Origin of the sequence: Cronobacter sp. JZ38 (assembly GCF_008932145.1) — a bacterium.
Lineage (GTDB): Bacteria > Pseudomonadota > Gammaproteobacteria > Enterobacterales > Enterobacteriaceae > Cronobacter > Cronobacter muytjensii.
This window is the reverse complement of record NZ_CP017662.1, coordinates 4,024,618-4,038,526: the sequence shown is the minus strand read 5'-3', so window position 1 is coordinate 4,038,526 and position 13,909 is coordinate 4,024,618. Positions and strand designations below refer to the sequence as shown.

The 13,909-nt window shown below is 59.1% G+C and carries 12 protein-coding genes; 5 read left to right on the top strand and 7 right to left on the bottom strand.

The window, feature by feature from the left end:
* Positions 1-9 precede the first annotated feature (9 nt).
* Together BJP61_RS19000 and BJP61_RS18995 are read left to right on the top strand one after the other, a co-directional pair.
* On the top strand, positions 10-1,497 hold the full coding sequence (locus BJP61_RS19000) for an altronate dehydratase family protein (RefSeq protein WP_075192509.1): 1,488 nt from the start codon (positions 10-12) through the stop codon (positions 1,495-1,497).
* Positions 1,498-1,573: 76 nt separating this feature from the next.
* Positions 1,574-2,116 (top strand): YgjV family protein, encoded by a 543-nt coding sequence (locus BJP61_RS18995; RefSeq protein ID WP_038865374.1) that lies wholly within the window; start codon positions 1,574-1,576, stop codon positions 2,114-2,116.
* Positions 2,117-2,149: 33 nt separating this feature from the next.
* On the opposite strand, the gene sstT is transcribed toward BJP61_RS18995, so the two are convergent.
* From sstT to BJP61_RS18970, 5 genes are all read right to left on the bottom strand, one after another.
* Positions 2,150-3,397: a serine/threonine transporter SstT gene (gene sstT, locus BJP61_RS18990; protein WP_038865372.1), complete on the bottom strand. Its 1,248-nt coding sequence runs from the start codon at positions 3,395-3,397 to the stop codon at positions 2,150-2,152.
* A gap of 293 nt (positions 3,398-3,690) precedes the next feature.
* A complete protein-coding gene (locus BJP61_RS18985) occupies positions 3,691-4,659 on the bottom strand; it encodes a TerC family protein (protein WP_038865370.1) in 969 nt (322 codons plus the stop codon).
* A gap of 291 nt (positions 4,660-4,950) precedes the next feature.
* Positions 4,951-5,949, bottom strand: a complete 999-nt coding sequence (locus BJP61_RS18980) for a Gfo/Idh/MocA family oxidoreductase (RefSeq protein ID WP_075192510.1) — start codon at positions 5,947-5,949, stop codon at positions 4,951-4,953.
* Positions 5,950-6,032: 83 nt separating this feature from the next.
* Positions 6,033-6,623 carry an ElyC/SanA/YdcF family protein gene (locus tag BJP61_RS18975; RefSeq protein WP_255485537.1) on the bottom strand — a complete coding sequence of 197 codons (591 nt, stop codon included), beginning with the start codon at positions 6,621-6,623 and terminating at the stop codon, positions 6,033-6,035.
* A 128-nt stretch (positions 6,624-6,751) separates the two neighbouring features.
* On the bottom strand, positions 6,752-7,264 hold the full coding sequence (locus tag BJP61_RS18970; RefSeq protein WP_038865365.1) for a M48 family metallopeptidase: 513 nt from the start codon (positions 7,262-7,264) through the stop codon (positions 6,752-6,754).
* An 85-nt stretch (positions 7,265-7,349) separates the two neighbouring features.
* On the opposite strand from BJP61_RS18970, the gene rlmG reads away from it, so the two are divergent.
* On the top strand, positions 7,350-8,480 hold the full coding sequence (gene rlmG, locus BJP61_RS18965; RefSeq protein ID WP_171999086.1) for a 23S rRNA (guanine(1835)-N(2))-methyltransferase RlmG: 1,131 nt from the start codon (positions 7,350-7,352) through the stop codon (positions 8,478-8,480).
* A gap of 366 nt (positions 8,481-8,846) precedes the next feature.
* Here rlmG and BJP61_RS18960 read toward each other — a convergent pair whose 3' ends face one another.
* The gene (locus BJP61_RS18960; RefSeq protein WP_171999084.1) at positions 8,847-10,865 is read right to left on the bottom strand and encodes an NADPH-dependent 2,4-dienoyl-CoA reductase; all 2,019 of its coding nucleotides are present in this window, start codon (positions 10,863-10,865) and stop codon (positions 8,847-8,849) included.
* Between the two features lie 177 nt (positions 10,866-11,042).
* On the bottom strand, positions 11,043-12,440 hold the full coding sequence (gene ygjG, locus BJP61_RS18955; protein WP_071603741.1) for a putrescine aminotransferase: 1,398 nt from the start codon (positions 12,438-12,440) through the stop codon (positions 11,043-11,045).
* A 99-nt stretch (positions 12,441-12,539) separates the two neighbouring features.
* On the opposite strand from ygjG, the gene BJP61_RS18950 reads away from it, so the two are divergent.
* Positions 12,540-12,788 carry a hypothetical protein gene (locus tag BJP61_RS18950; protein ID WP_171999082.1) on the top strand — a complete coding sequence of 83 codons (249 nt, stop codon included), beginning with the start codon at positions 12,540-12,542 and terminating at the stop codon, positions 12,786-12,788.
* 63 nt (positions 12,789-12,851) lie between these two features.
* Complete coding sequence (locus BJP61_RS18945) at positions 12,852-13,739, top strand: diguanylate cyclase (protein ID WP_171999080.1); 888 nt, start codon at positions 12,852-12,854, stop codon at positions 13,737-13,739.
* Positions 13,740-13,909 lie beyond the last annotated feature (170 nt).

The window sequence follows — 13,909 nt, the reverse complement described above, 5'->3', positions numbered from 1 at the left end:
GAGGTTGATATGCAATACATCAGGATCCATTCGCAGGATAACGTTGCGGTAGCGCTGGCGGATCTGGCCGAAGGCACGGTCATCGTCATTGACGGGATCTCCGTCATGCTGCTCCAGCCGGTGACGCGCGGGCATAAGTTTGCGCTGCTGCCCATCGCGCAGGGAGAGAACGTCATTAAATATGGCCTGCCGATAGGCCATGCGCTGGCGGATATCGCGCCAGGCGAACATATTCACTCCCATAATACCCGCACCAATCTCAGCGATCTGGACGAGTATAGCTATCAACCCGAAGCGCCCCACACCAGCCAGCAAATGGGCGACCGCGAGGTGCAAATCTACCGCCGCGCAAGTGGCGAAGTGGGCATTCGCAACGAACTCTGGATCCTGCCGACCGTGGGCTGCGTCAACGGCATCGCGCGGCAGATCCAGAACCGTTTCCTTAAAGAAACAAACGACGCCGAAGACATCGACGGCGTATTTCTCTTCAGCCATACCTATGGCTGTTCGCAGCTTGGCGACGACCACATCAATACCCGCACCATGCTGCAAAACATGGTGCGTCACCCGAACGCCGGGGCGGTGCTGGTGATTGGTCTGGGCTGTGAGAACAATCAGGTGGACGCGTTTCGCGACACGCTGGGCGCTTTCGACCCGGCGCGCGTGCATTTTATGGTTTGCCAGCACCAGGACGATGAAGTGGAGGCGGGCCTTGAGCATCTCCACGCGCTGTATGAGGCGATGCGTCATGACCGACGCGAGCCAGGTAAACTCAGCGAGCTGAAGTTTGGGCTGGAGTGCGGCGGCTCGGACGGCCTGTCCGGCATCACTGCCAACCCGATGCTGGGGCGTTTCTCCGACTACGTGATTGCCAACGGCGGCACCACGGTGCTGACCGAAGTACCGGAGATGTTCGGCGCGGAGCGTATTCTGATGAGCCACTGCCGCGATGAAGCGACGTTTGAGAAAACCGTCACCATGGTGAACGACTTCAAACAGTACTTTATCGCCCACAACCAGCCGATTTACGAAAACCCGTCGCCGGGCAACAAAGCCGGGGGCATCACCACGCTTGAAGAGAAATCGCTCGGCTGCACCCAGAAGGCCGGGGCAAGCCAGGTGGTGGACGTGCTGCGCTACGGCGAGCGTCTGCATACCCCGGGGCTTAATCTGCTGAGCGCGCCGGGCAATGACGCCGTCGCCACCAGCGCGCTGGCGGGCGCAGGCTGCCATATGGTGCTGTTCAGCACCGGACGCGGCACGCCTTATGGCGGTTTTGTGCCGACGGTGAAAATCGCCACTAACAGCGAGCTGGCGGCGAAAAAACCGCACTGGATAGACTTCGATGCGGGTCAGTTGCTGCACGGCACCGCGATGCCGCAACTGCTGGAGAAATTTGTCGACAGCATTGTGGAGATTGCCTCCGGCAAGCCGACCTGTAACGAGAAAAATGACTTCCGCGAGCTGGCTATTTTTAAAAGCGGCGTCACTTTGTAGCATGCCTTCGCTCTGCTAAGATAAAACGGCGTTTCATTATTTGAAGCGCCGTTTCTTTTTTCGACAAGGATCCTTCATGACCGCGTATTGGCTTGCCCAGGGCGTTGGGGTCATCGCCTTTCTTATCGGCATCACCACCTTTTTCAACCGCGACGAGCGGCGCTTCAAGCTGCAACTGGCGCTCTATAGCGCTGTTATCGGCGGTCACTTTTTTCTGATGGGCGCAACGCCTGCCGGAATGAGCGCGGAGCTGAACGCGCTGCGAACGGTGATTTCGCTGCGTACCCGCAGCCTGTGGGTGATGACGCTGTTTATCGTCCTCACCCTGACGCTCGGCCTCGTAAAGCTGCATCATGTCATCGAACTGCTGCCTGTCATCGGCACCGTCGCCAGCACCTGGGCGCTGTTTCGCTGTACGGGGCTGACCACCCGCTGCGTGATGTGGTGCTCCACCGCCTGCTGGGTCACGCACAACTTCTGGATTGGCTCCATCGGCGGCACGCTGATTGAAGGCAGTTTTCTTATCATTAATGGCCTGAACATCATTCGTTTCTGGCGGATGAAAAAACGCGGCATCGATCCGTTTAAGGTCGAAAAAGAGGTAGTGGAGAAGGGGTAAAACACCGGCGGCCCGCAGACCGCCGGCGAGGCGTCAGTTACGCAGCGCGTTGCTTGCGAGACGCGCATCTTCCGCCTGGCACGCGGCCGCGGTGAAGATGACGTCGGTGGAGGAGTTCAGCGCGGTTTCGCAGGAATCCTGCAGCACGCCGATGATAAAGCCCACCGCCACTACCTGCATGGCGACGTCGTTCGGGATGCCGAACATATTGCACGCCAGCGGGATCAGCAGCAGCGAACCGCCCGCCACGCCCGACGCGCCACAGGCGCACAGCGACGCCACCACGCTCAGCAGCAGCGCGGTCGGTACATCCACTGCAATACCGAGCGTATGCACCGCCGCGAGCGTCAGCACCGTAATGGTGATCGCCGCGCCTGCCATGTTGATGGTCGCGCCAAGCGGGATCGACACCGAGTACGTATCGCGATCCAGATTGAGCTTCTCGCACAGCGCCATATTAACCGGAATATTCGCCGCCGAGCTGCGGGTGAAGAACGCCGTCACGCCGCTCTCACGCAGGCAGGCGAACACCAGCGGATACGGGTTGCGGCGAATTTTCGCAAACACGATCAGCGGGTTTATCACCAGCGCCACCAGCAGCATACAGCCGACCAGCACCACCAGCAGCTGCGCGTAGCCCCACAGCGTGTCGAAACCGGTGGTGGCGAGCGTGGACGCGACCAGGCCGAAAATACCGATGGGAGCGAAGCGGATCACCAGCTTCACCATAAAGGTGACCGCGTCGGACATATCGTTGACCAGGTTTTTGGTCGTCTCATTGCCGTGGCGCAGCGCGAAGCCGAGACCCACCGCCCAGACCAGAATGCCGATGTAATTGCCCTTCAGCAGCGCGTCTACCGGGTTTGCCACCATGCTGAGCAGCAAGTCACGCAACACGCCCACGATGCCTGTCGGCGGCGTGATTTCCGTCGCGCCCGCCACCAGATGCAGCGTCGAGGGGAAGAGGAAGCTGAACAGCACGGCGGTCAGGGCCGCGGAGAATGTGCCCAGCAGATAGAGCCAGAGGATCGGGCGGATATTGGTTTTCTGCCCGTGCTTGTGGTTGGCGATGGACGCCATCACCAGCATCAGCACCAGCACCGGAGCCACGGCCTTCAGCGCGCCGACAAACAGCGTGCCGAGCAGCCCGACGGCGACGGCGGCGGGTTTAGAAACCCAGGCGAGCAGAATACCGAGCACCAGGCCCACCAGGATCTGTTTTACCAGACTGCCCTGCGCCAGGCGGCGCAGCAGACCGCCGCCCTGAGATTGCGTCGTCATACCTATTTCCTTCAGAAGTGATGTGGTTGCATCCACGTCGTGTTCTTAAGCCACGTTTATTCAGGATGTAACAAAAGTTTGCACGGACGAGTATAGGGATTTGTCGGCCCGGAGGAAGGGGATAGTGCTGGATTTTCTGAAGTGCTCCCGTTTTTTAACTATCTATTAACGGTATTGTGACAAAATCAACAATTCCATCATGGAGCGCATTGCAAAAGCGCGGGCAGTACTCACTGATAAAAAAACGCCGCCCGCGTCATCACGGGCGGCGTCGTTAGCCTCAGCGCAGCGAATTACTCCGCCAGTTTTTTCCTGTCATTGCGATGGTTCACCCAGGCGTTAATCAGCAGCGTCACGACCAGAATGCCGCCCACCACGCTAAGCGAAATCGCGATCGGGATGTGGTAGAAGTCAACAATCAGCATCTTGATACCGATAAACACCAGGATGACCGACAAACCATATTTCAGCATTGAGAAGCGCTCCGCCACGCCCGCCAGCAGGAAGTACATGGCGCGCAGACCGAGGATGGCGAACAGGTTAGAGGTCAGCACGATAAACGGGTCGGTCGTGACGGCAAAGATAGCCGGGATGCTGTCCACCGCGAAAATCACGTCGCTCAGTTCGACCATTATCAGCACCAGCAGCAGCGGCGTGGCGTAGAGCAGGCCGTTTTTACGCACAAAAAAGTGCTCGCTTTCGATGCTGTCCGTCATGCGCAGATGCCCGCGCAGCCAGCGCACCAGCGGCTTATCGCCGATTCCGCCTTCATCTTCTTTCGCCAGCGCCATTTTCACGCCGGTAAAGAGCAGGAACGCGCCGAAGACGTAGAGCAGCCATTCAAACTGCGTGATAAGCCAGCTGCCGGCGAAAATCATAATGGTACGCAGCACGATAGCGCCCAGTACGCCGTAAATCAGCACCCGGCGCTGCAATGCAGGCGGCACGGCGAAATAGCTGAACAGCATCAGCCAGACGAAGACGTTATCCACCGCGAGGGCTTTTTCGATGAGATAACCGGTCAGGAAGGCAAGGGCCTGCGTATCCGCAACCTCACGTCCGGCGGTGCCGGTGAGATACCACCAGAACGCGGCGTTAAACAGCAGAGAAAGCGATACCCAGACGATAGACCAGGCGGCCGCCTGCTTCATGGTCATAGCGTGCGCGCCGCGACGCCCCTGAAGCAGAAGGTCGATAGCCAGCATAATCACCACGACGACGGCGAAACCGCCCCACAGCAAGGGAGTGCCGACAGTATTCATAAGCTAAATCCTCAAAAACAAAAAAGGCTAACGTCAGAAGACGTCAGCCGCTTTGCTTAAGAGCACCGCACAGACCTCGCCTTCCGGCAAGGTCTCACTTACAGCCGCCGCGTTATTCGCGCGTCGCAAGCATTGCTGCCAACGTGCTGATAACGGGCTCGCTGCCCGACGACCGGATGCATGGCATCGTAATGACGACCGTCGGCAATGAAGTTACTCCCCTTTGCAAGTAACAAAATATTACAGGACATTTATGCGGTCAATGTCTTGCCGGGGCGCTTTTACAAAGCTTTACGCCGGGAGCGGCGCGCTGACGTCATCGGCCGGGAATCTCACGCCGGTCTGGGCGCGAATTTCCGTGAGCAGTTTGGCTGTCGTACGGCTGACCGCAAGGCCCGGATGATTGACTTCGTGCTCTTCCACCAGGCGGGCGAACGTTTCTGCTTCATACAGCATAGTATTAATATGCTGCGGCAGGGTCAGTTCCTGCGGTTTTCCGCCGCGCGGAATAAAGGTAATGCGTTGGCATTCTGAGAGTTTTTCAATGACCAGCGCGCCCGCTTCGCCCTGAATTTCGCTCGGCAGCGTCGAGTCGCTCACTTTGGAGTGCAGCAGCGTGACGCCGAAATCGCCGTAGTTCATCTGGACGGTGCCGTGCGCGTCTACGCCGCTCTCCAGCAGGCTGGCGGTGGCTTTCACGTCATGCGGTTCACCCCACAGCGCGACGGCGCTGGCGAGCGTATAAAAACCGATATCCATGACAGAGCCATTTGAAAACGCCGGGTTAAACGTATTCGGGTTTTCGCCATCAAGATAGCGCTGGTAGCGCGAGGAATACTGGCAGTAGTTAAACAGCGCCTTGCGCAGTTTGCCCACTTTCGGCAGCGCCTGTTGCAGCGCGATAAAATTCGGCAGGCTGGCGGTTTTGAACGCCTCGAACAGCACCACCTGATTTTCACGCGCGCAGGCGATAGCCGCTTCCACTTCCCGCAGGTTAGAGGCCAGCGGCTTTTCGCAAATCACATGCTTTTTATGGTTCAGAAACAGGCACGACTGCGAAAAGTGCAGCGCGTTGGGGCTGGCGAGGTAGACCGCGTCGACGGCGTCGCTCTGCGCCAGGGCCTCAAGCGAGGTGAAGAGATGCTCCACCGGGTAATCGCTGGCGAACGCCTGCGCCTGTTCGAGGCTTCGGGAGTAGATCGCGGTCAGCGTGAATTTGCCCGTCTCGTGGGCGGCATCAACAAACTGGCGGGTGATCCAGTTCGTTCCAACAACGGCGAAACGTATCATAAAGGCGTGTCTTCTCCGGCAGTGAATATCTTTTCAGAGTAACACGCGTAAATGACAAAACCAGTGCGCGCGAGCGCAGAACGCTACGGCGTGGCGGCGTAAATATTGCACCCGCGCGGCGCGTCGTTGGGGCCTATGGCCACCTTCGGGCCGAGAAAATGCGGCTCGCGGCGAAGCCAGCGCGCATCCAGCACCGCACGCACGCGGGCGAACCGTTCGCGCAGCAGCGTGTACTGAGTATGCCGGAGTGCCGGATCTTCGGCGTTAAAGCCGATGGCGTCGATGCCGTAATGTTGCGCCAGGTAAACCGCGCGCGCGTTATGAAACGCCTGCGAGATGATCGTGATGCGGTTCTCCTGAAACACCTCGCGGGCGCGCACCACCGAGTCGAGCGTCGAAAAACCGGCGTAGTCGCAGAAAATCGCCGCGGCAGGCACGCCGCGACGGTTCAGCGCTTTGGCCATTGCCGTCGGTTCGTCGTAATCGGCGCGGCTGTTGTCGCCGCTTACCAGCAGCCAGGAGACTTTTCCCGCATGGTAGAGCGCCGCCGCAGCCTCGATGCGTCGGTTGAAAAAACGGTTGTCGGGGCGGGCGCCCAGCACCAGCCCGACCTTGCGGGCCGGCGTGTTCGCGACCGCTTCATACAGCCTGCCGTCAGCGGCGCGCGTGACCATGCGGTCGGCGGCGATAATCGCGATAACCGACAGCAGCGCGCCGGTGAACGCCAGCAGGGCGGCCACGGCGAAAAAGCGTTTCCAGCGGGAAGGGATTGTCATGATGCATCCTTGCAAAAAAGTTCGCGCTACGGCGTCTGGCCGCCGCTTTGCGCAAGCGTCAGTTGGGTCAGCCACAGGCGGGTGTCGAATTCGAGCTGATGATACTGCGGCTCCATATGGCAGCAAAGCTGATAAAAGGCTTTGTTATGCGCTTTCTCTTTAATATGCGCCAGCTCATGCACCACGATCATCCGCAGAAAATCCTCCGGCGCCTGGCGAAACACCGTAGCGACGCGAATTTCCGCCTTCGCTTTCAGCTTCCCGCCCTGCACGCGCGAGATGGCGGTATGCAGCCCGAGCGCGTGTTTCATCACGTGGATTTTGTTGTCATAGGCCACTTTATTCAGCGGCGGAGCGCTGCGCAGATAGCGATTTTTCAGCCCCTGCGCGTAGTCGTACAGCGCTTTATCGGTGGTAATCAGATGCTTGTGCGGATAACGCTTTTCCAGCACCTCGCCGAGGCGATTCTGGTCTATCAGCGTGCGCACCTGGGCAAGCAGCGATTCCGGGTAGCCCTGGAGATACGTCAGTGTGGTCATCACGGCCTCAGCGGGTGAAAAAAAGGTTTACTCAGGGGTGTAATTAAGGGATAAAACGCGCGGATTTTACCATTCGGGAGGGCCGATGAGCCAGGTGGAGTTACTTAATCAAACACTGACGCTGCAGCGTTTTCCGCCAATGCCGGAAGAGACGCCGCTGCAGGCCTGGGAAGCGGCGGATGAATACCTGCTGCAACAGGTTGAACAGCCCACCGGCCCGGTGCTGATTTTCAACGACAGCTTCGGCGCGCTCGCCTGCGCGCTTGCGCACACCCGCCCGGTCAGCATCAACGACTCCTTTATCGCGCATCAGGCCACGCGCCATAACCTGCGCCTGAATGATATCGACGAATCACGGGTGACGATGCAGGACAGCCTGAGCCCGCTGCCCGCCGCGCCGGCGCTGGTGTTAATAAAAATCCCCAAACAGCTCGCGCTGCTGGAGCAACAGTTGCGTGCGCTGCGCAAGGTTGCGACGCCGCAAACGCGCATTATCGCGGGCGCCAAAGCGCGCGATATTCATAACTCTACGCTTGCGCTGTTTGAGAGCATTTTAGGGTCGACGACCACGACGCTCGCCTGGAAAAAGGCGCGTCTGATCCATTGCGCGTTCACTGCCCCGGCGCTTGACGACGCGCCCGAGACCTTAAGCTGGAAACTCGACGGCACCCCGTGGACGATTCATAACCACGCCAGCGTGTTTTCCCGCGCATCCCTGGATATTGGCGCGCGCTTCTTTATGCAGCATCTGCCGGAAGCGGTGGAAGGGGAGATGGTGGATCTCGGCTGCGGCAACGGCGTTATCGGTATGACGCTCCTGGCGCAGAACCCGCAGGCGCGGGTGCGGTTTGTCGACGAGTCGTATATGGCGGTCGCCTCAAGCCGACTGAATGTTGAAAGCAACCAGCCGGACGCGCTCGCGCGCTGCGATTTCCAGGTCAATAACGCGCTGACGGGCGTTGAGCCGGAAAGCTTTCAAGCGGTGCTCTGCAACCCGCCGTTTCATCAGCAGCACGCCATTACCGATCATATCGCCTGGCAGATGTTTCAGGATGCCCGCCGCTGCCTGAAATGGGGCGGCGAGCTGCGCATCGTCGGCAACCGCCATCTCGATTATTTCCGCAAGCTGAAGAAGATTTTCGGCAATTGCACGACCATCGCGACCAACAATAAGTTTGTGGTCTTGAAAGCGGTGAAGCTGCGTAAGAGCCGGTAAGGGCACGCCCGCCGTTGTGGCTCTGTAGGCGGGTAAGCGAAGGCGCATCCGCCGTGTCGGAGTGAAGGAAATATGTGCGCGCGGTGAACACGTTCCGTTCGCCATCACGCCGCGTTTCTATGCGCGCTTCTCTCACGCGAACGTGCAAAGGGGGCTCGCCGCCGCCCCCTTTGCAATCCCGGCTCCCGGCGGAAATCGGCCCTCATGGGCCGATTTTTTTAGCCGGAGTAAAACCATCCCCCGGGCGTCCGCTTTGTGGCGGGTGGAAAAAACGGTGGGTGCGCTTCGCTTACCCACCCTACATCCTATGAGGGAGCCTCAATCGTAGGGCGGGTAAGCGCAGCGCACCCGCCGTCAGGTTTTCCCTTAAATCGCCAGCGCCAGCTGCGTGCCCTGGGCGATGGCGCGGCGGGCGTCAAGCTCCAGCGCCACATCGCAACCGCCAATCAGATGCACCGGTTTCCCTGCCGCGCGTAGCGGCGCCGCCAGCGCCTGCTGCGGCTCCTGACCGGCGCAGATAATGACATTATCCACTTCCAGCAACTGCGGCTCGCCGTTGACCAGAATATGCAACCCGCGCTCGTCGATACGCTCATAGCTCACCGCCGCGACCATCTTCACGCCGCGCGCCAGCAGCGTCGCGCGATGGATCCAGCCGGTGGTTTTACCGAGGCCGTCACCGGGTTTGCCCGCCCGGCGCTGCAACATCACTATCTGTCGTGGGCTTTTCGGCAATACCGGCCCTTCCGGGCGCAGGCCGCCAGGCGCGTTCAGGCTGGTGTCGATGCCCCATTCCACGCAAAACTCGGCGATATTCTGGCTGGTGGCTTCCCCCGGCTGGCTCAGGTACATCGCGGTATCAAAGCCGATACCGCCGCAGCCGATAATCGCCACCCGCTGGCCTACCGGGGTTTTATCGCGCAGCACATCGAGATACGTCAGCACCTTCGGGTGAGTGATGCCCTCTATCTGCGGCACGCGCGGCACAATACCCGTCGCCAGCACGATTTCATCAAACCCCGCCAGCGTCTCAGGCGTGGCCCATTCATTCAGGCGCAGCGTCACGCCGGTCACCTCCAGCATCCGCCGAAAATAGCGCAGCGTCTCGTAAAACTCCTCTTTGCCGGGGATCTGCTTCGCGATATTAAACTGCCCGCCTACCTCCGCACTCGCGTCAAACAGCGTCACCTGATGGCCGCGCTGCGCGGCATTCACCGCGAACGCGAGCCCGGCGGGGCCGGCACCCACCACCGCCAGCCGTTTCGGGGCGCGGGCAGGAGCGGCTATCATTTGCGTCTCATGGCAGGCGCGCGGATTCACCAGGCACGAGGTCACTTTGCCGGCGAAAATCTGGTCGAGGCACGCCTGGTTGCAGCCGATGCACGTGTTGATCTCCGTCTCGCGCCCGCTGGCGGCTTTGGAGAGCAGTTCGGCATCGGCGAGAAACGGACGCGCCATCGACACCATATCGGCATCGCCCGCCGCGAGGATCGCCTCCGCGACGTGCGGATCGTTAATGCGGTTGGTTGTCACCAGCGGCAGACTAGTCTGCCCGCGCAGTTTACGCGTCACCCACGTGAAGGCGCCGCGTGGCACCGGCGTGGCGATGGTGGGAATACGCGCCTCGTGCCAGCCGATACCGGTATTGAGCAGCGTCGCGCCTGCCGCCTCGACGGCTTTTGCAAGCTGTACGGTTTCGGCGAACGTCGACCCGCCTTCGACCAGATCCAGCATCGACAGGCGGTAAATAATGATGAAATCCTGGCCCACGCGCTCGCGCACCGCGCGCACGACCTCGACGGCAAAACGCATCCGGCGCGCGTAATCGCCGCCCCATTCATCCTCGCGCTGATTGGTGCGCGCCGCCAGAAACTGGTTTATCAGATAGCCTTCCGAGCCCATGATCTCCACGCCGTCGTAACCGGCCTCACGGGCCAGAGACGCACACTGCGCGAAATCCTCGATTAAGCCGAGGATCCCGTCATGAGAGAGTTCATGGGGCGTAAAACGGTTAATCGGCGCCTGAAGGGGCGAGGGGGCGACGGGATGCGGCTGATAGCTGTAACGCCCGGTGTGCAGGATTTGCAGCGCGATCTTGCCGCCCTCGCGGTGTACCGCGTCGGTAATGATACGGTGATGGGGGAGAAGGCTTGCGTCGTTAAGCACCGCGCCGCCCTGTATCGCCACACCGGAAGGCGAGGGTGCCACGCCGCCGGTGACAATCAGCGCCACGCCGTGACGGGCGCGCTCGGCATAGAACGCCGCCAGCCGCTGTGCGCCGTCCGGATGCTCCTCAAGCCCCGTATGCATGGAGCCCATCAGGACGCGGTTTTTAAGCGTGGTGAAGCCCAGATCGAGCGGGGCGAACAGCGACGGGTAGCTCATAATTGCACTCATCCAGTGTAAAATAATTGTTATGTGGTCGGATGAGTTAATGATTAAGCGATCGCCGGGCAAAAGGGAAAAAGACAATCTGCTGATTGTGATGGCAATCAAATTTCCGGGGCGCGGGAAAGGCGTCGCGTCGTCGGCCCTTGTGGGTGACGACGCGCTGCCTGCGGGTTAGCTTTCGACGGCGATGGCCGCGTCGCTTGGCGTGGTGCTGAGGGTTTTCAGCGCCGTGCGGGCGGCGGCGAGCACCTGTTCACACTGCTCGATAGTGAGCGTCAGCGGCGGCTCAATGCGAATGGTTTTGGCATTATTGAGCGTGCCTGCCACCAGCACGCGCTGGCGGAACATCTCGCTCGCGAAACGGTAGCCGGTTTCGTTATCGACAAATTCAATCGCCATCAGCATGCCTTTACCGCGCGCTTCCTGTACCAGCTGCGGGTATTCACGTCCGAGCTGGCGGAAGCCGTCCAGCAGCATGTCGCCTTTCTGCTCCGCCTGGGCGGGCAGGTTCTCTTCCAGCAGCACGTGAATGGTGGCGAGCGCCGCCGCGCAGGCGAGCGGGTTGCCGCCAAACGTGGTGGTGTGCAGAAACGGGTTATCGAACAGTACCGAGAACACCTCTTCCGTCGCGACCGTCGCGCCAATCGGCATCACGCCGCCGCCCAGCGCTTTGGCGAGACACAGAATGTCCGGCTGCACATTTTCATGCTCGCAGGCGAACATCTTGCCGGTGCGGCCCATACCGGTCTGCACTTCATCAAGGATCAGCAGCGCGCCATACTCATCGCACAGTTTACGCACCGCAGGCAGGTAGCCCGGCGGCGGCAGGATCACCCCGCCTTCGCCCTGAATCGGCTCCAGGATCACGGCCGCCACGTCATCGCCGGTTTTTTTGCATTCACTCAGCAGCTCGCGCAGCGCGTCGATATTGCCGAAGGGCACATGGCGAAAGCCTGGCAGCAGCGGCATAAACGGTTTGCGAAATGCCGCTTTCGCGGTGGCGGAGAGCGCGCCGAGCGATTTACCGTGAAAGGCACCGCTGGCCGCTACAAAGGTGAATTTACCGCGCGGCGACTGATACGCTTTGGCGAGTTTGATCGCCGCCTCGACCGATTCCGTACCGCTGTTGCAGAAGAAACTGTATTTGAGTTTGCCGGGCGTCAGCGCGGCGAGGGTTTTGGCGAGCATGGCTCTTAGCGGATCGAGCAGTTCCTGGCTGTGCAGAGGCTGCTTGGCGAGCTGATTCTCTACGGCGGATACGACAACTGGATTACGGTGCCCCACGTTAAAAATGCCAAACCCACCCAGACAATCGAGGAACTCCTGTCCCTGGGTGTCGACAAGCGTATTAAGACCTCCCGCCTGCCACTCTACGGCTCCGTAATCCCCGCCAGCGGTGACTGATTTTCGATACTCTAAGAACCCTGGATTCACATGCTGCTGGAAGTAGTCGTGCACCTCCCGGTTAAGTGCTTTCATCTCCTCATGCGTCAGCGTGCGCTTTTCGATGAGATTCAGTGCGTGCGCGGTACAGGCAAGAGCCGAGGCGCTGTTAGGTAACCTGTTCAAAATGAGCCCCTTTGGATCGCGTATCACATGATACCGATGATAAGTATTGCAGCCTTTGCGCCACCCCGGCATAAAGCGCGAAAATCGGGATAAACCGCTGTGAAGCCTCAGGGGGCGCGGCATGAAATCATTCTTAAAAATGCTTTGCGGCGCTTCATGCTGCCGCTGACGCAGGCGTCGCAGGCGGGTTCGAGCCGCATTGCACCAGAATGGGGCGACGGCGCGCTGTCATCGCGCATCCGCGTGGGCGGATATTTCACCCGATGCGTTTCTTTATATAATTCCTTGAAATCAGGTCGCCCCGGAACTATCGCGCTATTTACTGATTTATCGCCAGGCGGTTTTTAACGTCATTTATTATGCTCTGACGCTTTTGGATAACGCCGGCGATTTTGGATTGACGAGGTCAGCATGGATTTAGAACAGATCGATTTATCATTAAAAGAATTAAACCAGGCCGTTCAATTACATTATGCGTGGACGGGTAAATTCCTGGAGCTGGCATTATTAGGCAGCGAGCCGGATGATGCTTTTATTCATCCGCAGTCTCATCACTATTGTCGCTTTTGTCAGTGGTTAACCTCACGGGATAATATTGCGGCCCGGCACACCCGATTTATCGATACCATTAACGACACGCATAAAAACATGCACGGCAAAGCGCGTGTGTTAATACAGGCTATCGCCGATAAACAGGTCGATTCCGCTTCTTTGTATGCTTATCACGCGGCGCAGCAGCAGTTCGTGGCGAGCGTGGATGACTACCGCCAGCAGCTGATCTCGCTGCGTAACCTGCATGACGCGCTGACCGGCCTTCCGTTGCGCCACCTGTTGTATGACGATTTCGCGTTTCTCCATGTCCGCGCGCGTGAAGAGACGCTGTGGCTGCTGATTATTGATATCGACCGCTTCAAAAAGGTGAATGACACACTCGGGCATAACGCCGGTGACGATGTGTTGCGCCAGGTAGCCCAGCGCCTGAAAAGCGCCGCGCGCCCTGGCGAACGGGTGTATCGCTTCGGCGGCGAAGAGTTTATCGCGCTGCTGGAGGCTGAAACCCCACACGCCGCAGCCCGTGCGGGTGTCCGTTTTTGCGACAGCCTGCGTTGCCAGCCGCTCGCCGTTAACGGCGACACGCTATGCGTTACGGCGACCGGCGGCCTTACCCGCGTCCTGGCGCAAGAGACATTGCATGAGGCGATAGGTCGTGCAGATAAAGCCATGTATTTCGGAAAAAATAGTGGTCGCAACCGCTGTATCCTGGCACATAACGATATTGCGCTGGAAACGCTGGAATAATAAAAACGCACTATTCACTTAAGTAAATTATCGCGATGGTAAATTATCGACGGAGGACATAAAAAATAACGGGCAAACGCGCAAATTGCGAGCTGAATCGAATTTAACAGCTAAAGATAATTTATATATCGCCGACATAACAAAGCAGAAAAAAGAGTAACAATTGGATA

Bases quoted from the DNA above. Each gene is read 5' to 3' on its own strand.
- BJP61_RS19000 (WP_075192509.1), top strand. From the start codon at position 10: ATGCAATACATCAGGATCCATTCGCAGGATAACGTTGCGGTAGCGCTG.
- BJP61_RS18995 (WP_038865374.1), top strand. From the start codon at position 1,574: ATGACCGCGTATTGGCTTGCCCAGGGCGTTGGGGTCATCGCCTTTCTT.
- sstT (WP_038865372.1), bottom strand. From the start codon at position 3,397: ATGACGACGCAATCTCAGGGCGGCGGTCTGCTGCGCCGCCTGGCGCAG.
- BJP61_RS18985 (WP_038865370.1), bottom strand. From the start codon at position 4,659: ATGAATACTGTCGGCACTCCCTTGCTGTGGGGCGGTTTCGCCGTCGTC.
- BJP61_RS18980 (WP_075192510.1), bottom strand. From the start codon at position 5,949: ATGATACGTTTCGCCGTTGTTGGAACGAACTGGATCACCCGCCAGTTT.
- BJP61_RS18975 (WP_255485537.1), bottom strand. From the start codon at position 6,623: ATGGTCACGCGCGCCGCTGACGGCAGGCTGTATGAAGCGGTCGCGAAC.
- BJP61_RS18970 (WP_038865365.1), bottom strand. From the start codon at position 7,264: ATGACCACACTGACGTATCTCCAGGGCTACCCGGAATCGCTGCTTGCC.
- rlmG (WP_171999086.1), top strand. From the start codon at position 7,350: ATGAGCCAGGTGGAGTTACTTAATCAAACACTGACGCTGCAGCGTTTT.
- BJP61_RS18960 (WP_171999084.1), bottom strand. From the start codon at position 10,865: ATGAGCTACCCGTCGCTGTTCGCCCCGCTCGATCTGGGCTTCACCACG.
- BJP61_RS18945 (WP_171999080.1), top strand. From the start codon at position 12,852: ATGGATTTAGAACAGATCGATTTATCATTAAAAGAATTAAACCAGGCC.